Origin of the sequence: Plantactinospora sp. CA-294935 (assembly GCF_050936445.1) — a bacterium.
Taxonomy (GTDB): Bacteria; Actinomycetota; Actinomycetes; order Mycobacteriales; family Micromonosporaceae; genus Plantactinospora.
Window position 1 is genome coordinate 4,578,162 of sequence record NZ_JBNJMU010000001.1, and the last position, 18,771, is coordinate 4,596,932.

Sequence of the window (18,771 nt, forward strand, 5' to 3'; positions counted from 1 at the left end):
GCGCGCCCATCATGTCGCACCGCCACGCGCGGGCCGCGCTCGCCCGTCGCGCCATGATTCCGGTGTCTTGTGGCACCGGTCACCGTCGATTACTTTTGTTTAGTCACCCGACTAACTAACTCTACCCCATACCCACCCAGCAACCGAACGGGTTCGTCCGCCGCGTGCCACGCGGGTCGCCGACCCGGACGGTGATATCGAAGGGAGCGCCCTCCGTGGAACCATCCGGCCCGGGCAGCGCCACCAACCGTAGGAACTTCCTGAGCCTGGTGGGCCTCGGTGCCGCGGCGACCGTCGGCAGTGGCCTGCTCGCCGGCTGCGGCGGCGAGGTCGCCTCCACCAGCGACGCGCAGAACCTCGACAAGCTCGCCGGCCTGCTGCCCAACCAGAAGGACCTGCCGCCCGGCATCCCCAAGCCGAGCATCGTCGGCACCCGCCCGGTGCCGGACGGCTACACCGAGTTCCCGAGCACCCTGGTCGACGCCATCACCGACAAGCCCGGCACGAGCGGCCAGCGGATCAACGCGATGACTCCGGCCTGGGGGCCGGCTCCACCCGGGCTCGGCCAGAACCAGTACCTGGCGGCGGTGAACGCGGAACTGGGCGTCGAGGTCAACTTCAGCGTCCAGGACGGCAACCTCTACGCCGACAAGCTCAACGCCATGCTCGGCGCCCGGGACGTGCCGGACCTGCTCTGCGTACCGGAGTGGGAGGTCTCCAAGCTGCCGCGGTTCGCCGACGCGACCGCCGCGCTCTTCGAGGACCTCACCGACCACCTCAAGGGAGCCGGGATCGACCCGTACCCGATGCTGGCCACCTTCCCGGCCGGGGCCTGGCGGCACGCGTTCTGGAACGAGCGGCTGATGGCGGTGCCCTGCCCCAAGGACGGTCCGTTCCCGTGGGCGCTCTTCTACCGCAAGGATCTGCTCGACGCGGCCGGTCTCGGCTATCCGAAGACGATCGAGGAACTCTTCGAGGTCGGCAAGAAGGTGACCGACCCCCGCAAGGGGGTCTGGGCGTTCAACGACATCTTCGCGATGGTCCAGATGTTCCACAAGGTGCCGGGCACCGACGACGGCTGGCGGCTGAAGCCGGACGGCACGCCGGAGTTCAAGTACGAGACACCGGAATACAAGCAGTCCGTCGAGTTCATGGCCAAGGTCTACCAGGCCGGTCTGGTCCACCCGGACCTGGTGGCCACCAAGGGCGCCGACTCCAAGCAGTTGATCGCGGGCGGCAAGATCCTGTTCTTCCAGGACGGTCCGGGTGCCTGGCAGGCGATGCAGGCCGAGCAGCAGCGGATCACCCCCGCCTTCAACATCCAGCCCGTGCCGATCTTCTCGGCCACCGGCGGTGACCCGCTGGTCTGGGGTGACGACAACCCGATCTCGTACACCTTCGTCAAGAAGGGGCTGGGCAAGGCCCGGGTGGAGGAGCTGCTGCGGGTGGTCAACTGGTGCTCGGCGCCGTTCGGCACCAAGGAGTTCGACCTGCGCGAGTACGGGGTGGAGGGCAAGCACCACAACCGGACCGCGACCGGCCCGGTCAAGACCGACCTCGGCTTCAAGGAGATCCAGAACCAGTACTTCTTCATCAGCGGGCGCAGCCCCGTGGTGCAGCCGTTCCCGCAGACCCCGAACTTCGTCCGGGACATGCTCACCTACTCCAACGAGATGGTGAAGTACCTGGAGAAGGACCCCTGGTCGGGGCTGAAGCTGGAGATGCCGGCCCGGTTCAAGGCGAGCCTCACCCCGACCGACGACAAGGTGACCGACCTGCTGCGCGGCCGCCGGCCGATCAGCGACCTGGAGACGATCATCGCGGAGTGGCGCAACGGTGGCGGCGAGGAGGCCCGCGAGTTCCGCGCCAAGGCGCTGGCCGACGCCGGACGATGAGTACCCGTGAAACGGCCCGGGCGGGTGGCACCGGCGAGGACCGGACCCGCCCGCCCGGCGGGTACGCCCCGGTGACTCCGCAGGCGGGCGAGCCGGAACCCACCGTCGCGCCGCCCCGGCCCGGCGAGGGTCCGCGGAGCGGGCCGGAGCGCCCTCGGGACAGCCCCGCAGCAGGCGCGCCCGGCTCCCGCGGTCCGGGTCGGACGGGGCGCGGGCCGGTGCGGCACGGGCGGAAGCGGCGTCGCGAGCGGGCGCCGCTGCGGGCCCGGCTGCGCCGGGACTGGCCGCTGCTGGTGATGGTCGCCCCGGCCGCCCTGCTGCTGCTGGTCTTCCACTACCTGCCGACGCTCGGCAACGTCGTCGCGTTCCAGGACTACAACCCGTACGCCGGGGACAGCCCGTTGCAGGCGTTCCTGCACAGTCCGTGGATCGGGACGACCCACTTCGAGACGCTCTTCGGCGACCCGGCGTTCTGGGACGCGCTGCGCAACACCCTGGCGATCACCGCGTTCCAGCTCGTCTTCTACTTCCCGCTGCCGATCATGTTGGCGATCATGCTGCACAACATCCTCTCCCCGAGGCTGCGGGGTTTCGTGCAGACCGTCGTTTATCTGCCGCACTTCTTCAGCTGGGTGCTGGTGGTCACGTTCTTCGTGCAGATGTTCGGCGGGGCCGGGCTGCTCGCCCAGGAGATGCGTGACGTCGGGCTCGAACCCTGGAACATCATGTCCAATCCGGACACCTTCATCGTGCTGGTCACCGCCGAGACGGTGTGGAAGGACGTCGGTTGGGGCACCATCGTCTTCCTCGCCGCGCTCTCCACCATCGATCCGCACCTCTACGAGGCGTCCGCAGTCGACGGTGCGAGCCGGTGGAAGCGGCTCTGGCACGTGACGCTGCCCGGGTTGCGGCCGGTGATCGTACTGCTGCTGATCCTGCGGCTCGGTGACGCGCTCTCGGTCGGCTTCGAGCAGTTCATGCTGCAACGCGACGCGGTGGGGCGGCAGGCCGCCGAGGTGCTGGACACCTTTGTCTACTTCAACTCCATCACCACCGGCAACTACGGCTACGGAGCGGCGGCGGGGCTCTTCAAGGCCGTGGTCGGGCTGGTACTGATCCTGGCGGCCAACCGGTTCGCCCACGCCCTCGGCGAGCGGGGAGTGTACTCGCGGTCATGACTGTGACAGATCCCCTGCGGACGGCTCCACCGCACCGGCACCGGGGGCGGAACCAACGACCGGCCTGGGAGGAGAAGCCGAGCGCGGTCGGCCAGGTCTTCCGGGGCGGCGTGCTCACCGGTGTGGTGCTGGCGGTGCTGATCCCGCTCTGGGTGGTGCTGGTGACCAGCCTGGCGTCCCGGGAGACGATCAACGAGGCGGGCGGGCTGGTGGTGGTGCCGAGGGAGATCGACTTCTCGGCGTACCGGGCGATCTTCTCCGGTGGGCTGGTCACCCAGGCGCTCTGGATCAGCACGCTGGTCACCGTCGCCGGTACGGCGGTGAGCCTGGTGCTGACCGTGCTGGCCGCGTACGGGTTGTCCCGGCCAGGCTCGGTCGGGCACCGGGGGCTGCTCTTCTACTTCCTGCTGACATTCCTGATCTATCCCGGCATGGTGCCGAGCTATCTGGTGGTCACCGCGCTCGGGCTGAAGGACCAGATCTGGGCGCTGGTGCTGCCCACCGCGATCAGCGTCTTCAACCTGGTGGTGGTGCGGGCGTTCTTTCAGAACATCCCGGCCGAACTGCTGGACAGCGCCCGGATCGACGGGGCCGGCGAGTTCCGGATCCTGGCCCGGATCGTGCTCCCGCTCTCCCGGGCGGTGATCGCGGTGGTCGGGCTCTTCTACGCGGTCGGCTACTGGAACGTCTGGTTCAACGCTCTGCTCTACATCGACGACAACTCGAAGTTCCCGATCCAGCGGGTGTTGCAGAGCTTCATCCTGGCCGGCCAGTCGCCGAACAACGCCGGCACGCTCGGCGTCTCGATGCCGCCGACGCTGGCGATCAAGATGGCCGTGGTGGTGGTCACGGTCTCGCCGATCGTCCTGGTCTATCCGTTCGTGCAGCGGCACTTCGTCAAGGGCGTGATCATCGGGGCGGTGAAGGGCTGACTCGGGTCTCCGGGGGTGACCGGAGGGCCGCAGTGCCGCGAGTGTGACTTGTAGTAGATAATCCGTAACGGATCGGATTGATATGCTGGTCGGCATGACCGCCATGGCCCCGACCCGTACCGTCCCGGACGTCTCCTTCCTGCTGGATCGCACCAGCCACGTGCTGCGCACCCGGATGGCCGCGGCGCTGGCCGAGATCGGGCTGACCGCCCGGATGCACTGCGTACTGGTGCACGCGACGGGGGCGGAGCGGACCCAGGCCCAACTCGCCGAGATCGGTGACATGGACAAGACCACCATGGTGGTCACGGTCGACGCGCTGGAGGCGGCCGGTCTGGCCGAGCGGCGACCGTCCAGTACGGACCGGCGGGCCAGGATCATCGCGGTCACCGCCGAGGGGGCCCGGGTGGCGGCGGAAAGCCAGGCGATCGTGGACCGGGTGCACGCCGAGGTACTGGCGACGCTCGGCGAGCGGGACCGGGAGGTCTTCCTGCGGGTGATGGAGAGCCTGGTCACCGGCCACCTGGCCGAGCCGGTCGAGACCCCTGGGCCGGTGCGCCGGGCTCGGCAGCGCGAGAGCTAGACCCCAAACAGATAGTCTGCAACAAAACTATCTGCTACGGTCCCTCCTGTCGGTATCAGTGACAGGAGGACGACGTGTCCCAGACTTCCGCTCCCCGCGCCGCCGCCGGCACCGTCCCGGCGACGGCCGAGCCGCCGGTCACCGGCGGACCCGTGTCCCGGCGGCGGTGGCTCGCCCTCGGAGTGATCGCCTCGGGGACGTTGATGACCATCCTCGACGGCAGCATCGTGACCGTGGCGCTGCCGGTCATCCAGCAGGACCTGGGCTTCTCCGCCGCCGGCCTGAGCTGGGTGGTCAACGCCTACCTGCTCGCCTTCGGCAGCCTGCTGCTGCTCGCCGGCCGGCTCGGCGACCTGTTCGGCCGCAAGAGGATGTTCCTGGCCGGCACGGCCCTCTTCACCGGCGCGTCGGTGCTGGCCGGAGTGGCCGGCTCTCCGGCCGTGCTGATCGCCGCCCGCTTCCTCCAGGGCGTTGGCAGCGCGGCGGCGACCGCGGTCGCCCTGGGCATCCTGGTGACGCTCTTCATCGAGCCCCGGGAGCGGGCCCGGGCCATCGCGGTGTTCGCCTTCACCGGCGCCGCCGGCGCCTCGCTCGGCTCGGTGCTCGGCGGGGTACTCACCGACCTGCTCAACTGGCAGTGGATCTTCTTCATCAACCTGCCGATCGGGCTGGCGGCGCTGGCGATCGCCCGGCCCGCACTGCCGGCGGACCGGGGACTCGGCCGGGCGGCCGGCGCCGACGTCCTCGGCGCTCTGCTGGTCACCGCCGGCCTGGGGTTGGGCCTGCACACCGTGGTCAGCGTCGAGTCGCGCGGCTGGACCTCGCCGGCCACCCTGGGCTTCGGCGGAATCGCCGTACTGCTGCTAGCCGCGTTCGTCGCCCGTCAGGCCACCGCGGGCAACCCGCTGATGCCGCTGCGGATCCTCCGGTCCCGCAACGTCACCGGAGCCAACCTGGTGCAGGTGCTGATGGTCGCGGCGTGCTTCGCGTTCCAGGTGCTGGTCGCGCTCTACCTCCAGCAGGTGCTCGACTACGGCGCCGCCGGGACTGGGCTGGCGATGCTGCCGGCGGCCGTCACGATCGGCGCGGTCTCGCTCGGCGTCTCGGCCCGGCTCAACACCCGGTTCGGCGAGCGGAACGTACTGCTGGCCGGGCTGGTGCTGCTGGTCGGGGTGCTCGGGCTGCTGGCCCGGATCCCGGTGCGGGCCGACTATCTCACCGACCTGCTGCCGGTGATGCTGCTGACCGCCGGCTTCGGGCTCGCCCTGCCGGCGCTGACCAGCCTCGGCATGTCCGGCGCCCGGTCCGACGACGCCGGTCTCGCCTCCGGGCTGTTCAACACCACCCAGCAACTCGGGATGGCGGTCGGGGTCGCGGTGCTCGCCACGCTGGCCGCCGGGCGTACCGAAGGATTGCTGGCGGCCGGCGCGAGCCAGCCGGCCGCGTTGACCGGCGGGTTCCGGCTGGCCTTCGCGGTCGCCACCGGGCTGCTGGTCGCCGCGTTCGCCGTCGCGTTCACGGTGCTGCGCCAGCCCGTCCGGCGCTGACCTGCGGCGGTTACTTGAAGGGGGACGGGGCGCCCCCCACCTGGGCACCCCGCCCCGACCTTCAACCCCGCACGGTGGGTAGTCCGTCCAGCGGCACCGCGCTCGTCGCGGTGCCGCCCAGCAGTAGCCGCCCGGGCAGCCGGGCGCCGTCGACCGGGGCGAGGGCGACGCCGCTGACCGGGAGCGGTCCGTCGACCTCCACCCGGAACTCGTCGCCCGAGCGGCTGGCCCGGATCGTGGTGTCGCCGTCGACGTCGTGCACCACCGTGCTGGCGTCGGTGGCGCCGAAGCTCAGCACGGTGACGTCGGCGAACGCTCCGTCGCCGAGCCGGTCGGCCGGCGGCATCACCGGGATCAGCGCGCCGTACCGGACGAAGAGCGGGATCTGCCCGAGCGGCCGGTGCACCCGCAGGTGCCGGCCACCGGCGTGCACCTCGCCGGTCCAGAAGTCCACCCAGTCGCCGGCCGGCAGATAGAGGTGCCGCCGGTTCTCCGGACTGGTCATCGGCGCCACCAGCAGGTCCGGGCCGAGCCGGTACTCCAGCTCCGCGGTCCAGGCGGCCGGGTCGTCGGGGGAGTCCACCAGAAGGGCCCGCATCATCGGGGCACCGGTCCGGGCCGAGGTCACCGCCGCCGAGTAGAGGTACGGCATCAGCCGGTAGCGCAGCCGCAGCGCCTCGACCGTGAGCCGTTCGGCCTCGGCCGGGAAGTCCCAGGGCAGCCGGCTGGTGGTGCCGTGGAACCGGACCAGCGGGGAGAGCGCCCCGAACTGCGCCCAGCGTACGTAGAGGTCCGGCGTCGGCGTGCCGTGGAACCCGCCGCTGTCGTGGCTCCAGAACGGCACCCCGGACAGTCCGTGGCTCAGCCCGCCGCGCAGCGTACTGGCCAGTGCCGGGTATGTCGCGTTCACGTCACCGCTCCACTGTGCCGCGTGCCGCTGCCCGCCCAGGTACGACGACCGGGCCCACACCGTGCCGTGCCCGGCCACCTCACGGGTCACCTTCACCACGACATCGTTGAAGAGCAGCGCGTAGACGTTGTGCAGCTCGACGCCGGTCATCCCGTTGTGCGCCACCGCGTCCGCCGGCACTCCCTCGGCGAAGTCGGTCTTGAACACGCTGACGCCCTGCTCCAGCAGCGGCCGGAGGAGCCCGGTGAACCAGTCGACCGCGGCCGGGTTGGTGAAGTCCACGATCCCGCCGGCCGGGTGGCTGCCGTGCCAGGTGTCGGCGACGTAGACCGAGCCGTCGGCCCGGCGCAGGAAGTAGCCGGCCTCGGCCGCCTCGGCGTACAGCGGGCTGCCGGTCATCACGTACGGGTTCATCCAGAGGCTGACCTTGAAGCCCTGTCCGGCCAGCTCGGCCAGCATGCCGGCCGGGTCGGGGAACTGCTCGGCGTCCCAGCGCAGATCCGACCAGGCGCCGGCGACCTGCCAGTAGCAGTCCAGGTGCAGCACGTCGCAGGGGATGCCGCGCTCGCGGATCTGCCGCGCCCGGTCCAGCACCCGCTGCTGGCTGTCCCGGAAGAAGCCGGAGGAGATCCAGGCACCGAAGGCCCACTTCGGCGGCAGCGCCGGCCGGCTGGTCAGCCGGTCGTACCGGTCCAGGATCTGCGTCGGGGTGGGCCCGGCGATCACGTAGTAGTCGATCAGGTCGTCCGGCACCAGGATCTGCACGCAACTGTGCGTGGACTGGCACATGTCGAACTCGACCGGCATGCCGCTGTCCACCAGCACCCCGTAGCCCCGGTCGGAGAGGTAGAGCGGGATGTTCTTGTGCGAGCGGTCCGACTCGCTGCCGAAGGCGTCGAAGTTCCACATCAGCGCCCGCTGGCCGCGCTTGTCCAGCGGGGTGAACTTCTCGCCGAGTCCGACGAACCGCTCGTCGCCGGGGGTCACGAAGCTCTCGTGGTACGCGGCGACCGCGCCGTCGACCAGCGAGCGCCCGAACGGCAGGGTACGCAGCCGGCCGCTGATGTCCTGCTCGCCCCGGCTCTGGCTGACCAGCACCGCGCCGGTCGGGTCGACGAAGCGCAGGTGCCACGGGTCGAGGCTCAGCTCGGCGACCACCGCTCCGGCGTCGACGCGGACCCGGTCGCCGTCGACGCGTACCTCGGCCTCGTGCGGCTGGGGGTGCACCAGGGGCAGCGCCCGGCTGGCCCGGCCCCGGGCGAGCGGGTCCTCGCTGAGGCGTACCCGGATGACGCCCTCGGCGGCGGCGGTGACCCGGACCGCGAGCGAGCCGCCGTCCGAGGTGGCCGCCTTGAGGGTCACGCCCTGGCCGTCCGTGCTCAGCACCTCGGCCCGGGCCAGCGCGGAGAGCCCGTGCTCGCCCGGAGCCCGGACCGGCAGGTCGGGCGGGTCGGCGACGAACGTCTCGTGCGGCACCAGGGGCGGGCGGTACGGCATGCGGTCTCCTCGGCTCCCGGGACGCGGGTCCCGCACCGCCGATGGTGCCGGCCGGCGCATGGACTTCCTTTAGTTTCTTTGGTAACCCAACAAACTGTCAACGGCGCGATCGCAGTCGATGCGTCCGGCCGGCCGCCAGCTCGACCGTGAGTGGCGCCGCTCCGGGCAGGCCGACGCTCACCACCCCGCCTCCCAGTCCTCGGTCCGGGTGGTGGAGACGAGGCCGTTGACAGGGCGATGCACCCCGCCTACTTTGGCTGGATCCCAAACAAAGGTCAACGGCGACGGTTGCGGGTACGCCGGGAGAGGCGGGGCGGGTGCACTGGCCGAAGGGTCTGACCGGGCTCTGCTACGGCGGTGACTACAACCCCGAGCAATGGCCGGCGGAGGTCTGGCCGACCGACGTCGAGCTGATGCGGCGGGCCCGGGTCAACCTGGTCACCGTCGGGGTCTTCGCCTGGTCCCGGCTGGAGCCGCAGCCCGGCCGGTACGACTTCGACTGGCTGGACCGGGTGCTCGACCTGCTGCACGTCGGCGGCATCCGGGTGGCGCTGGCGACCCCGACCGCGTCCCCGCCGCCGTGGTTCTCGCTCCGGCACCCGGACGCGCTGCCGGTCACCGCCGACGGGGTACGGCTCAGCCACGGCAGCCGGGACACCTACTGCGCCAGCGCCCCGGCGTACCGGACGGCGGCCCGGGAGATCGCTCTCGCGCTCGCCGAGCGCTACCGGGACCATCCGGCGCTGGCGCTCTGGCACGTGCACAACGAGTACGGCACCACCTGCCACTGCGAGCATGTCGCCGTCGCCTTCCGGGCCTGGCTGCGGGCCCGCTACGGCGACCTCGACAGCCTCAACGACGCGTGGACCGGCAGCTTCTGGAGCCAGCACTACTCGGGCTGGGAACAGGTCCGGCCGCCCCGGGCCACCCAGTACCTCGGCAACCCGAGCCAGCTACTGGACTTCCGCCGGTTCGTCTCCGACGAGCTGCTGGAGGCGTACGTCGAGCAGCGGGACCTGCTCCGGGCCGCCACCCCGGACGTACCGGTGACCACCAACTACGTGCTCGGCGGCTGGGTACCGGTGAACCACGCGCGGTGGTCCGCCGAGGTGGACCTGGTGGCGATCGACCACTATCCGGCGGAGATCGGGCCGGGCGCCGAGGAGCAGACCGCGTTCGCCGCCGACCTGGCCCGGTCCTGGGCCCGGCACGGGCAGCGGACCGGACGGGCCGGCCGGACCGCCGCCGGACCGCCGGAGGGCCGGAACCCGCCCGGCGGCCCGGCCTGGCTGCTGATGGAGAGCGCGCCGAACCTGATCATCACTCCGGGCCGGATGCACGCCAAGGAGCCGGGCCGGATGACCCGGCACAGCCTGGCCCACGTCGCCCGAGGTTCCCGGGGCGCGATGTTCTTCCAGTGGCGGGCCTCCCGGGGCGGTGCCGAGGTGTTCCACTCCGCGCTGGTCCCGCACGCCGGCCCGGACAGCCGGGCGTTCCGGGAGGCGGTGTCGCTCGGCGCACTGCTCGCCCGACTCTCCGAGGTGGACGCCGGCACCGTACGGGCGCGGGTGGCGATCGCCTGGGACGCCGCGAGCTGGTGGGCGTTGCAGGCCAGCGTGCTGCCCTCGGCACAGCTCGACTACTCCGCCGAGGTGTCGGCGGCACACCGGGCGCTGTACCGGGCCGGCCACCCGACCGACTTCGTCACCGACGGCGACGACCTCTTCGGGTACGCCCTGCTGGTGCTTCCGGCGCTCTACCTGGTCTCCGACCGGTACGCGTCGCGGATCCGCGACTACGTGGCGGCCGGCGGTCACCTGCTGGTCAGCTACTTCAGCGGGATCGTCGACGAGCATGCCCGGGTCCGGGTCGGCGGCTATCCGGGAGCCCTGCGCGACCTGCTCGGCATCCGGGTGGAGGAGTTCCACCCGCTCGGTCCGGACACCCGGCTGCCACTCTCGGACGGCACCACCGGTCGGCTCTGGGCCGAGACCGTACGCCTGACCGGCGCGACACCGTCGGTCGACTACGCGGGCGGACTCCTCGACGGCCAGCCCGCGCTGACCCGGCACGGGTACGGCGACGGCGTGGCCTGGTACCTCTCCACCCGGCTCGACGACGACCCGTACCGCGACCTGCTGGCCCGGGTGGCCGAGGCGGCCGGCGCGGCACCGACCTGCCCGGCGGCGCCGGCCGGGGTGGAGGCGGTCCGCCGGTCCACCACCGAGACGAGCTGGCTCTTCCTGCTCAACCACACCGACGCGCCGCAGACCGTCCCGGTGTCCGGAGTGGACCTGTTCACCGGGGTACACGTCGACCCGGTGGTGCTGCCCGCCGGAGGTTGTGCGGTGCTCCGCGAGACCTGAGAGTTCCGGTACACGTTCCTCGGTGGCCGGGAATGGCGGTTGCCGGTGATAGTAGGCACAAATGTTCAGCGCCCGTGTCGAGCGGCGGGGCGGAGGCCGGCTCGGTCAGCACCCGCCGCCGGGTATGCCACTATGCACCGATGGCATATCCCTCGGTCCCACCGCCGGGCATGGCCCTGGCCGCCTACCCGTACCCGGTCCCGCTGCCACCGGGCTGGGGCGCGCTGATCGTCTCGGCGAACCGGGGGCCCTACCTCGTACCCGCGCCGAGCACCTGCAAGTTGAAGATCGACGGGCGCGAGGTCTCCGGGATGGCGGAGGGCACCTTCCACATCGCGGTGCCGGCCGGGGAGCACGAGGTCAAGTACACCGACCTGTTCGGCATCCCGGTGATGAGCACGAGGGTGGTCGTACAGCCGGGTGCCGGGCATCAGCTCTCGTTCCGGTTCGGCGGGTGGCGCAACCGGGTGCACGACGGGCTGGGCACCGACGTGACGAAGTTCGGCATGTGGTCGAACTACAGCATCGCCCTGATCAGCTTCGGCGTGGTCGGCCTGATCTGCTGCGGCGGGCTGGTGCTGGTCCCGATGCTGGCCGGCGGGGGCGGGAGCTGACCCACCCGTACGGCCCGGAGTGGCGGGCGGGCGCTCAGAAGTAGTCGAGCAGTTCGGCCCGGCGGCCGGCGCCGAGCAGGTCGAGCGCGCCCGGGTCGGTGCCGGCGGGGCAGTGCAGCAGGCCGGCCTCGGCGACCGCGTACCCGTCGGCGGCACCGGTGTAGAGCAGCGCGAAGCCGCGTACCGAGAGCTGGGTCGGGGGCTCCTCGGGGATCCGGTGCAGTTCGGCGGCACCGCCGTCGACCTCCAGCCGCCAACTGCCGGAGTTCCACGGCGCGATCTCGTCGGTCAGTGCGAAGTCGACCAGACCGCGCACGTGTGCCGGCCAGCCCCGGCTGCGTACCGCCCGGACCACGTCGACCGGCCGGTGCATCCAGATCCGCTGCTCGTGCTGCCGGACCTGCTCCAGCGGCAGGTGTGCGGCGACCGCGTCGGTGCCCAGCGGCCACAGCCGGACGGTCGGGGTGACGCTCTGCCAGCTCGCGAGTACGCCGACCAGTTCCCGGGCCGCCTCGGGTGTGCTGGCCAGCACCTCCTCGACGGTCAGTACGGCGTGCTGGTCGTAGCCGCGCCCGCGCTGCCAGCTCGCGTACCCGACCAGCCGGCCGTCCCGCTCGACCAGGGTGAGCCCGTCCACCCCGTCCGGCAGCGCCGTCGGAGGCTGGTCCCGGTCGAAGACCCCGCCGCGGCGGGTGAGCAGGCCGCAGCGGTGCCGGGCGATCTGCTCGTACAGGTCGGCCGTCGCGCCGAGATCGGCGGGACCGCCGGGCCGGACCGTCAACCCGGGTACCGGCCGGTGCCGGGGCAGCGCCACGGTGGGCAGGTCGACGGCGCGCAGGGCGCCGGTCACCTCCCAGCCGGCCCGCCGGTACGGCCCGGTCACCGTCGGATAGAGCGCGCTGATCGCGGCACCCCGCTCGCGGGCACCCCGGAGCAGCTCGCGGAGCAGCGCCAGGGCCACTCCCCGGCCGCGCGCCTCGGGCAGCACCGCGACTCCGCCGACGTCCGCCGCGGAGACCCGGCGGCCGGCCCACCACTGCTCGTGGTGCAGGTCGACCGCCTTGCCGACCAGCCGGCCGTCCGGGTCGAACGCGCCGTAGCCGGTGATGCCCGGTCGGGGATCGGTCGACGGTGCTGCGGTGGACGGGGCGGAGCCGAAGGCCAGCCGACCCAACTCGCCGGCTGCGGCCAGGTCGTCGGCTTCGAGTTGCCGGATGAGGGTGGGCACCGACCGAGCCTAGCCAGCCCGCCTCGACCGTCGCGAGCGAGTTCGCCGCCGGGTGCCGGGCACGGCCGGGCCGGCGGGAAGCTCCGGTGGCGGCGCCGGGCGAGCTGAAACCTTTAAACCGACCGGGCTCGATGTTGTGTACCGGAAAGCGGTTGCCCTAGCATTCAGGTGCGCAGGAAGCCGTACCCCCGTTGTCGGGTTGCCGTTGAACTGTTCCATTTCGGCCGCCCTCCCGCGGTTCGGGTCCGGCCGGCCCCAGGGCAGGGTCGGTACGGCACGGCCATCCCCGGTCGGGCTGGCGAAACCCGGTACCGCGCCCCGCCCCCAACGGAGTTGATCATGCGCATCTCAGCACGTCGCCATACCCTGCTCGCCGCCACCGCAGCCGCCGCGCTCGCCGCGACCGGCACCTTCGCGGTGGCCGCCTCGGCCGCCGCCGCCGGTTGCCGGGTCGACTACCAGGTGACGAACCAATGGCAGGGCGGCTTCGGCGCCAGCGTCAGCCTCACCAACCTCGGCGACCCGGTCACCGGCTGGAGCCTGACCTGGTCCTACGGCGCCGGCCAGCAGATCACCCAGGCCTGGAACGCCACGGTCAGCCAGAGCGGCAGCCAGGTGACGGCCGGCAACGTCAGCTACAACGGCGCACTCGCCACCGGCGCCAGCGCCGCGTTCGGCTTCAACGGCTCGTGGAACGGCAGCAACCCGGTGCCGGCGAGCTTCGCGATGAACGGCACCACCTGCACCGGTGCGGTGGCACCGAGCGCGACCACGCCGGGCGGCCCGCCCACCGGCACCCCTCCGGCGACCACCCCGCCACCCACCCCGCCGGTGACCACCCCGCCGCCGACCGACCCGCCGGCCGGGGCGAAGCAGGTCGAGAACCTCGACCGGGGCCTGGTCAGCGTCCGCTCCGGCAGCGCCAACCTGGTCTCCTGGCGGCTGCTCGGCACCGAGACCTCCGGGGTGTCGTTCAACCTCTACCGGGGCTCGACCCGGGTCAACTCCACCCCGATCACCGGCGCCACCAACTATCTCGACTCGGGCGCCGCCGCCGGGTCGGCGTACACGGTGCGGGCGGTGGTGAACGGGACCGAGCAGGCGGAGTCGGCGCCGGCTCTCCAGTTCGGCAGCGGCTATCTCGACGTACGGCTCCAGGTGCCGCCCGGTGGCACGACACCCTCCGGTGAGGCGTACACCTATGCGGCGAACGACGCCTCCGTCGGTGACCTGGACGGCGACGGCCGGTACGAGATCGTGCTCAAGTGGGATCCGTCGAACGCCAAGGACAACTCGCAGTCCGGCTACACCGGCAACGTCTACGTCGACGCGTACACCCTGACCGGGACCAGGCTGTGGCGGATCGACCTGGGCCGCAACGTCCGGGCCGGCGCGCACTACACCCAGTTCCAGGTCTACGACTACGACGGCGACGGCCGGGCCGAGGTGGCGATGAAGACCGCCGACGGCACCCGTTCCGGCACCGGCCAGGTGATCGGCTCCTCCTCGGCGGACCACCGCAACTCCAGCGGCTACGTGCTGGCCGGGCCGGAGTTCCTGACCATGTTCGACGGGCAGACCGGCGCGGTGCGCTCGACGGTCAACTACGAGCCGGCCCGGGGCAGCGTCTCGTCCTGGGGCGACGACTACGGCAACCGGGTGGACCGGTTCCTCGCCGGCACGGCGTACCTGGACGGGCAGCGACCCTCACTGATCATGGCGCGCGGCTACTACACCCGCAGCGTCGTGGTCGCCTGGGACTTCCGCAACGGCTCGCTGACCCGGCGCTGGACCTTCGACTCCAACTCGGCCGGTTCGCAGTACGCCGGCCAGGGCAACCACTCGCTGACCGTCGGCGACGTGGACGCCGACGGCCGGGACGAGATCCTGTACGGGGCGATGGCGATCAACGACAACGGTTCCCCGCTGTGGAACACCGGGCACGGGCACGGCGACGCGGGGCACCTCGGCGACCTCGACCCGAGCCGCTCCGGGTTGGAGTACTTCAAGGTCAGCGAGAACTCGTCCAGTCCGTCGTCCTGGTTCGCCAACGCGCGTACCGGGCAGATCTACTGGTCCACCTCGCCGGCCGGGGACAACGGCCGGGGCGTGGCCGGGGACGTCCACGCCGGCAGCGCCGGGGCGGAGTCCTGGTCGTCGGCGGCCGACGGGCTGCGCAGCCCGAGCGGGTCGAACGTCGGCCGCAAGCCGTCGTCGGCGAACTTCCTGATCTGGTGGGACGGCGACCCGGTCCGGGAGCTGCTGGACCAGACCCGGATCGACAAGTACGGCACCAGCTCCGACACCCGGCTGCTCACCGGCAGCGGGGTGGCGTCGAACAACGGCACCAAGGCCACCCCGGCGCTCTCGGCGGACATCCTCGGCGACTGGCGCGAGGAGGTGATCTGGCGGACCAGCGACAACGGCGCGCTGCGGATCTACAGCACGCCGACCCAGACCAGCACCCGGATTCACACCCTGATGCACGACCCGATGTACCGGGTGGCGATCGCCTGGCAGAACACCGCCTACAACCAGCCGCCGCATCCGAGCTTCTTCATCGGGAACGGCATGTCCACCCCGCCGGCACCGTCCATCTATCTTCGGTAGCCCGGCTATCTTCGGTAGCCCGGATCGGGATCCGGAGACGACAGGATCCGGGAAACGCGAAGCCGCACCGGCCCGCGGGGTCGCTCATCTCCCCGCGTGCCGGTGCGGCACACACCGCGACATCACGCGACCCGTCCCGATCGCGCTTGTCGAACCACCACCGGTAAGAACATTAGGCCGCTTCCGGTGCGCGCCGATGACGGCACGGTGAAGAGTGTGTTTCGCGACCTCCGGACGGCGTGACGCCGGTCACGGCCACCGCCGCGACCGGCGCCGCCACGGAGATCGCGACCGGCGTCGCCGGGGAGGTCGCCGGGCCGGTCAGCCCTGCCGGCGGAGCCCGCCCGCGACCTTCTCCGCGATCAGTTCGTACGAGCGCACCCGGTCGGCGATGTCGTAGACCAAGGTGGTGATCATCAACTCGTCGGCCTCGGTCCGGGCCAGCAGGTCGGTGAGCTGCCGGCGTACCGTCTCCGGCGAACCGAGCGCCTGCCCCTCCCGCCGTTCCAGCACGAACTGCCGCTCCAGCTCGGTGTACGGGTACGCCGCCGCCTCCTCCGGGGTGGCCAGCGGGGCCGGCCGGCCGGTACGCAGCCGCAGGAAGGACAGCGAGGCCGGGCCGGAGAGCCACTCCGCCCGTTCGTCGTCCTCGGCGCAGACCGCGTTGACCGCCACCATCGCGTACGGCCGGTCCAGCCAGCGCGACGGCCGGAAGCTCTGCCGGTAGAGAGCCAGCGCCGGCAGGGTGTTCGCCGCGCTGAAGTGGTGCGCGAAGGAGAACGGCAGGCCGAGCAGCCCGGCGAGTCGGGCGCTGAACCCGCTGGAGCCGAGCAGCCAGATCTCCGGCCGGTCACCCTGGCCCGGGGTGGCGGTGATCGGGCCCGGCCGCTCCCCGGTGAAGTAGTTGACCAGGTCGTCCAGCTCCTCCGGGAAGTTCTCGGCCGACAGCCCCGCCATGGTCCGGCGCAGCGCCAGCGCGGTCGGCTGGTCGGTGCCGGGCGCCCGGCCGATGCCGAGATCGATCCGGCCCGGGTGCAGCGCCTCCAGCGTGCCGAACTGCTCGGCCACCACCAGCGGCGCGTGGTTGGGCAGCATCACCCCGCCGGACCCGACCCGGATGGTCGAGGTGGCCGCCGCCAGGTGGGCGATCAACACCGCCGGGGCGGAGCTGGCGATCGCCGGCATGTTGTGGTGTTCGGCTACCCAGAACCGGTGATAACCGAGTTCCTCGGTGTGCCGGGCGAGTTCGGTGGTGTGCCGCAGGGCCGCGCCGGCGCTGGTGCCGGCGGCGACCGGGGCGAGGTCAAGGACAGACAACGGTACGTCGATCACACGTGCGGCAACCGGCGACGGACCGGATTTCTTCCGGGCGGCGCCTCCACCGGCGGATTTCCCGCTCCCGCCGGACGGGTTTGTCCGGCCCCGCTTCCGGGACCGGCGCACCGTGGTAATCCTCTGGCAGGAGGCGTGAGCTTTCGCCAGAAGTGTCGCGGAGCGGGAGAAAACAGGCAGCGGATGGTACTCGGTGGCGGGGCGGAACTGCTGCGCAGAGAGGAAAGCTCGCCACGGGCGACCTTCCTGGAACTCTTCCTGGACCTGGTCTACGTCTTCGCGCTGACCCGGGTCTCGCAGCGGCTGGTGCACGACCTCACCCAACTCGACGAGGAGGTCTTCCTGGAGGCGCTGCGCGCGCTGGTGCTGCTGCTGACCCTCTGGCTGCTCTGGTCGATGACCACCCTGATGACCAGCCGCTTCGACCCGGAACGGCCGCTGGTCCAGGCCGTCGTGGTGGTCACCATGTTCGGCTCGATGGTGATGGCGGTCGCCGTACCCCAGGCGTTCGGCCAGCACGGGCTGATGTTCGCGCTCGCCTACGTGGCGCTCCAGTTCGTCCGGCCGTTCGTGCTGGGGTTGACCCTGCGCGGCGACCCCCGGCAGCGGATCTCCGTCCGGCTGGTCTTCTGGGTGGTCTGCACCGCCCCGCTCTGGATCGTCGGCGCGCTCGTCACCGGCGACCTCCGGCTGCTGCTCTGGGGCCTGGCCCTGCTCGCCGACTACCTGGGGCACCGGCTGCGCTGGCCCACTCCCCGGCTGGGCTCCTCGACGAGCCCGGAGTGGGCCTTCGCGGGTGAGCACATCGCCGAGCGCTACCAGCAGTTCTTTCTGATCGCCCTCGGCGAGTCGATCCTGGTCACCGGGTTCGCGTTCAGCGGCGGCGACTTCACCGCCGCCCAGTCGGCCGCGTTCCTGATCGCCTTCACCACCACCGTGCTGCTCTGGCGGGTCTACTTCTTCCAGGCCGGGTTCGTGCTGGCCGAGGCGTTCCACACCGCCCGGGACCCGGCCCGGTTCGCCTGGTCGGCCACCTACACCCACCTGGTGATCGTGGCCGGTGTGGTCACCACCGGGGTCGGGTACGAACTCGTGGTGGCCCGGCCGCTCGGGCACACCGACGGGGCCTGGGTCGGGGTCATCGTCGGCGGCCCGTTGCTCTTCCTGGCCGGCCGGGCCCGGTTCGGGTACGAGGTGTTCGGCACGGTGCTCCGGTCCCGACTGATCGGCATCGTCGCGCTGGTGGCGGTGGCGCCGGGCATGCTCTTCGTGCCGCCGCTGGTCGTGGCCGGCACCGTGAGCACGATCCTGCTGGGCATCACCCTGCACGACCTGGCCCGGGTCCGGGGCCGCCAGCACAGGGCGCCCGCCTCGCCCCTCTGACCCGGCCGGGCCCCGCCCGCCGGGTCCGGGCCGGGTTCGCGTGCCCGAGGTGGTGCTCGACCGGGCGGGCCGGGCTCAACGTGCCGCTGGGCGGGCCCGGACGTGCAGGCGTTCGCCCTGCGGGCCGAAGAGGGAGAGGACCTCGGTGACCCCGGGGCCGGGGTTGGAGATGTGGTGCGGTACCCGGGTGTCGAACTCGGCGACCTCGCCCGGGGTCAGGATCAGGTCGTGCTCGCCGAGCAGCAGCCGTAGCCGTCCGGAGAGCACGTAGAGCCACTCGTAGCCCTCGTGGGTCTGCTGCTCCGGCTCGCCGCCCGGGGTGTTCGGCGGGAGGATCTGCTTGAACGCCTGCAAACCGCCCGGCCGGCGGGTGAGCGGGAGGAACGTGACGCCGTGCCGGACGATGGGTCGGGGATGTACCCGGGGGTCCGCGGTGGCGGGCGCGTCGACCAGCTCGTCGAGGGAGACCTGGAAGGCCCGGGCGAGCGGCAGCAGCAGCTCCAGGGTCGGCTTGCGGCCGCCGGACTCCAGCCGGGACAGGGTACTCACCGAGATGCCGGTGAACTCGGCGAGCTGGGTGAGCGTGCTGCCCCGCTGCCTGCGCAGCTCCCGCAGCCGGGGGCCGACCGAGGTCAGCGCGAATTCGTCCTTTGCCATAGCGGCAAGGATAGTTGCTGACCGTCCCCGGGTGCCGCA

At 71.8% G+C, this 18,771-nt stretch carries 13 protein-coding genes; 9 read left to right on the forward strand and 4 right to left on the reverse strand.

The window, feature by feature from the left end; genetic code table 11:
* Positions 1–215 precede the first annotated feature (215 nt).
* The 5 genes from ACQEVC_RS20420 (at position 216) to ACQEVC_RS20440 (ending at position 6,135) form a co-directional block, all read left to right on the forward strand.
* Entirely contained in the window at positions 216–1,895 is a 1,680-nt protein-coding gene (locus ACQEVC_RS20420) for an extracellular solute-binding protein (RefSeq protein ID WP_432879829.1), read from the forward strand.
* Entirely contained in the window at positions 1,892–3,073 is a 1,182-nt protein-coding gene (locus ACQEVC_RS20425) for an ABC transporter permease subunit (RefSeq protein ID WP_432879832.1), read from the forward strand. Before ACQEVC_RS20420 ends, ACQEVC_RS20425 begins: the two co-directional genes overlap by 4 nt.
* Positions 3,070–4,005: a carbohydrate ABC transporter permease gene (locus ACQEVC_RS20430; protein ID WP_318394524.1), complete on the forward strand. Its 936-nt coding sequence runs from the start codon at positions 3,070–3,072 to the stop codon at positions 4,003–4,005. Before ACQEVC_RS20425 ends, ACQEVC_RS20430 begins: the two co-directional genes overlap by 4 nt.
* Before the next feature lie 94 nt (positions 4,006–4,099).
* Positions 4,100–4,588: a MarR family winged helix-turn-helix transcriptional regulator gene (locus ACQEVC_RS20435; RefSeq protein ID WP_432879836.1), complete on the forward strand. Its 489-nt coding sequence runs from the start codon at positions 4,100–4,102 to the stop codon at positions 4,586–4,588.
* 74 nt (positions 4,589–4,662) lie between these two features.
* The gene (locus ACQEVC_RS20440; protein WP_432879838.1) at positions 4,663–6,135 is read left to right on the forward strand and encodes a DHA2 family efflux MFS transporter permease subunit; all 1,473 of its coding nucleotides are present in this window, start codon (positions 4,663–4,665) and stop codon (positions 6,133–6,135) included.
* Between the two features lie 61 nt (positions 6,136–6,196).
* On the opposite strand, the gene ACQEVC_RS20445 is transcribed toward ACQEVC_RS20440, so the two are convergent.
* Positions 6,197–8,542, reverse strand: a complete 2,346-nt coding sequence (locus ACQEVC_RS20445; RefSeq protein ID WP_432879840.1) for a TIM-barrel domain-containing protein — start codon at positions 8,540–8,542, stop codon at positions 6,197–6,199.
* 317 nt (positions 8,543–8,859) lie between these two features.
* On the opposite strand from ACQEVC_RS20445, the gene ACQEVC_RS20450 reads away from it, so the two are divergent.
* Positions 8,860–10,908, forward strand: coding sequence for a beta-galactosidase (locus ACQEVC_RS20450; protein ID WP_432879843.1), 2,049 nt, complete (start codon positions 8,860–8,862; stop codon positions 10,906–10,908).
* A gap of 140 nt (positions 10,909–11,048) precedes the next feature.
* Positions 11,049–11,522: a hypothetical protein gene (locus ACQEVC_RS20455; RefSeq protein ID WP_432879845.1), complete on the forward strand. Its 474-nt coding sequence runs from the start codon at positions 11,049–11,051 to the stop codon at positions 11,520–11,522.
* 34 nt (positions 11,523–11,556) lie between these two features.
* On the opposite strand, the gene ACQEVC_RS20460 is transcribed toward ACQEVC_RS20455, so the two are convergent.
* Positions 11,557–12,750: a GNAT family N-acetyltransferase gene (locus ACQEVC_RS20460; RefSeq protein WP_432879847.1), complete on the reverse strand. Its 1,194-nt coding sequence runs from the start codon at positions 12,748–12,750 to the stop codon at positions 11,557–11,559.
* 339 nt (positions 12,751–13,089) lie between these two features.
* Between ACQEVC_RS20460 and ACQEVC_RS20465 the strand changes: the two genes are divergently transcribed.
* On the forward strand, positions 13,090–15,360 hold the full coding sequence (locus tag ACQEVC_RS20465) for a cellulose binding domain-containing protein (protein ID WP_432879851.1): 2,271 nt from the start codon (positions 13,090–13,092) through the stop codon (positions 15,358–15,360).
* Between the two features lie 321 nt (positions 15,361–15,681).
* Here ACQEVC_RS20465 and ACQEVC_RS20470 read toward each other — a convergent pair whose 3' ends face one another.
* Positions 15,682–16,692 (reverse strand): LLM class flavin-dependent oxidoreductase, encoded by a 1,011-nt coding sequence (locus ACQEVC_RS20470; protein ID WP_432879853.1) that lies wholly within the window; start codon positions 16,690–16,692, stop codon positions 15,682–15,684.
* Between the two features lie 183 nt (positions 16,693–16,875).
* Between ACQEVC_RS20470 and ACQEVC_RS20475 the strand changes: the two genes are divergently transcribed.
* Complete coding sequence (locus ACQEVC_RS20475; RefSeq protein ID WP_432879855.1) at positions 16,876–18,075, forward strand: low temperature requirement protein A; 1,200 nt, start codon at positions 16,876–16,878, stop codon at positions 18,073–18,075.
* 75 nt (positions 18,076–18,150) lie between these two features.
* Here ACQEVC_RS20475 and ACQEVC_RS20480 read toward each other — a convergent pair whose 3' ends face one another.
* A complete protein-coding gene (locus tag ACQEVC_RS20480) occupies positions 18,151–18,732 on the reverse strand; it encodes a helix-turn-helix domain-containing protein (protein WP_318394535.1) in 582 nt (193 codons plus the stop codon).
* Positions 18,733–18,771 lie beyond the last annotated feature (39 nt).

Bases quoted from the DNA above. Each gene is read 5' to 3' on its own strand.
- ACQEVC_RS20425 (WP_432879832.1), top strand. From the start codon at position 1,892: ATGAGTACCCGTGAAACGGCCCGGGCGGGTGGCACCGGCGAGGACCGG.
- ACQEVC_RS20430 (WP_318394524.1), top strand. From the start codon at position 3,070: ATGACTGTGACAGATCCCCTGCGGACGGCTCCACCGCACCGGCACCGG.
- ACQEVC_RS20435 (WP_432879836.1), top strand. From the start codon at position 4,100: ATGACCGCCATGGCCCCGACCCGTACCGTCCCGGACGTCTCCTTCCTG.
- ACQEVC_RS20445 (WP_432879840.1), bottom strand. From the start codon at position 8,542: ATGCCGTACCGCCCGCCCCTGGTGCCGCACGAGACGTTCGTCGCCGAC.
- ACQEVC_RS20455 (WP_432879845.1), top strand. From the start codon at position 11,049: ATGGCATATCCCTCGGTCCCACCGCCGGGCATGGCCCTGGCCGCCTAC.
- ACQEVC_RS20465 (WP_432879851.1), top strand. From the start codon at position 13,090: ATGCGCATCTCAGCACGTCGCCATACCCTGCTCGCCGCCACCGCAGCC.
- ACQEVC_RS20475 (WP_432879855.1), top strand. From the start codon at position 16,876: ATGGTACTCGGTGGCGGGGCGGAACTGCTGCGCAGAGAGGAAAGCTCG.
- ACQEVC_RS20480 (WP_318394535.1), bottom strand. From the start codon at position 18,732: ATGGCAAAGGACGAATTCGCGCTGACCTCGGTCGGCCCCCGGCTGCGG.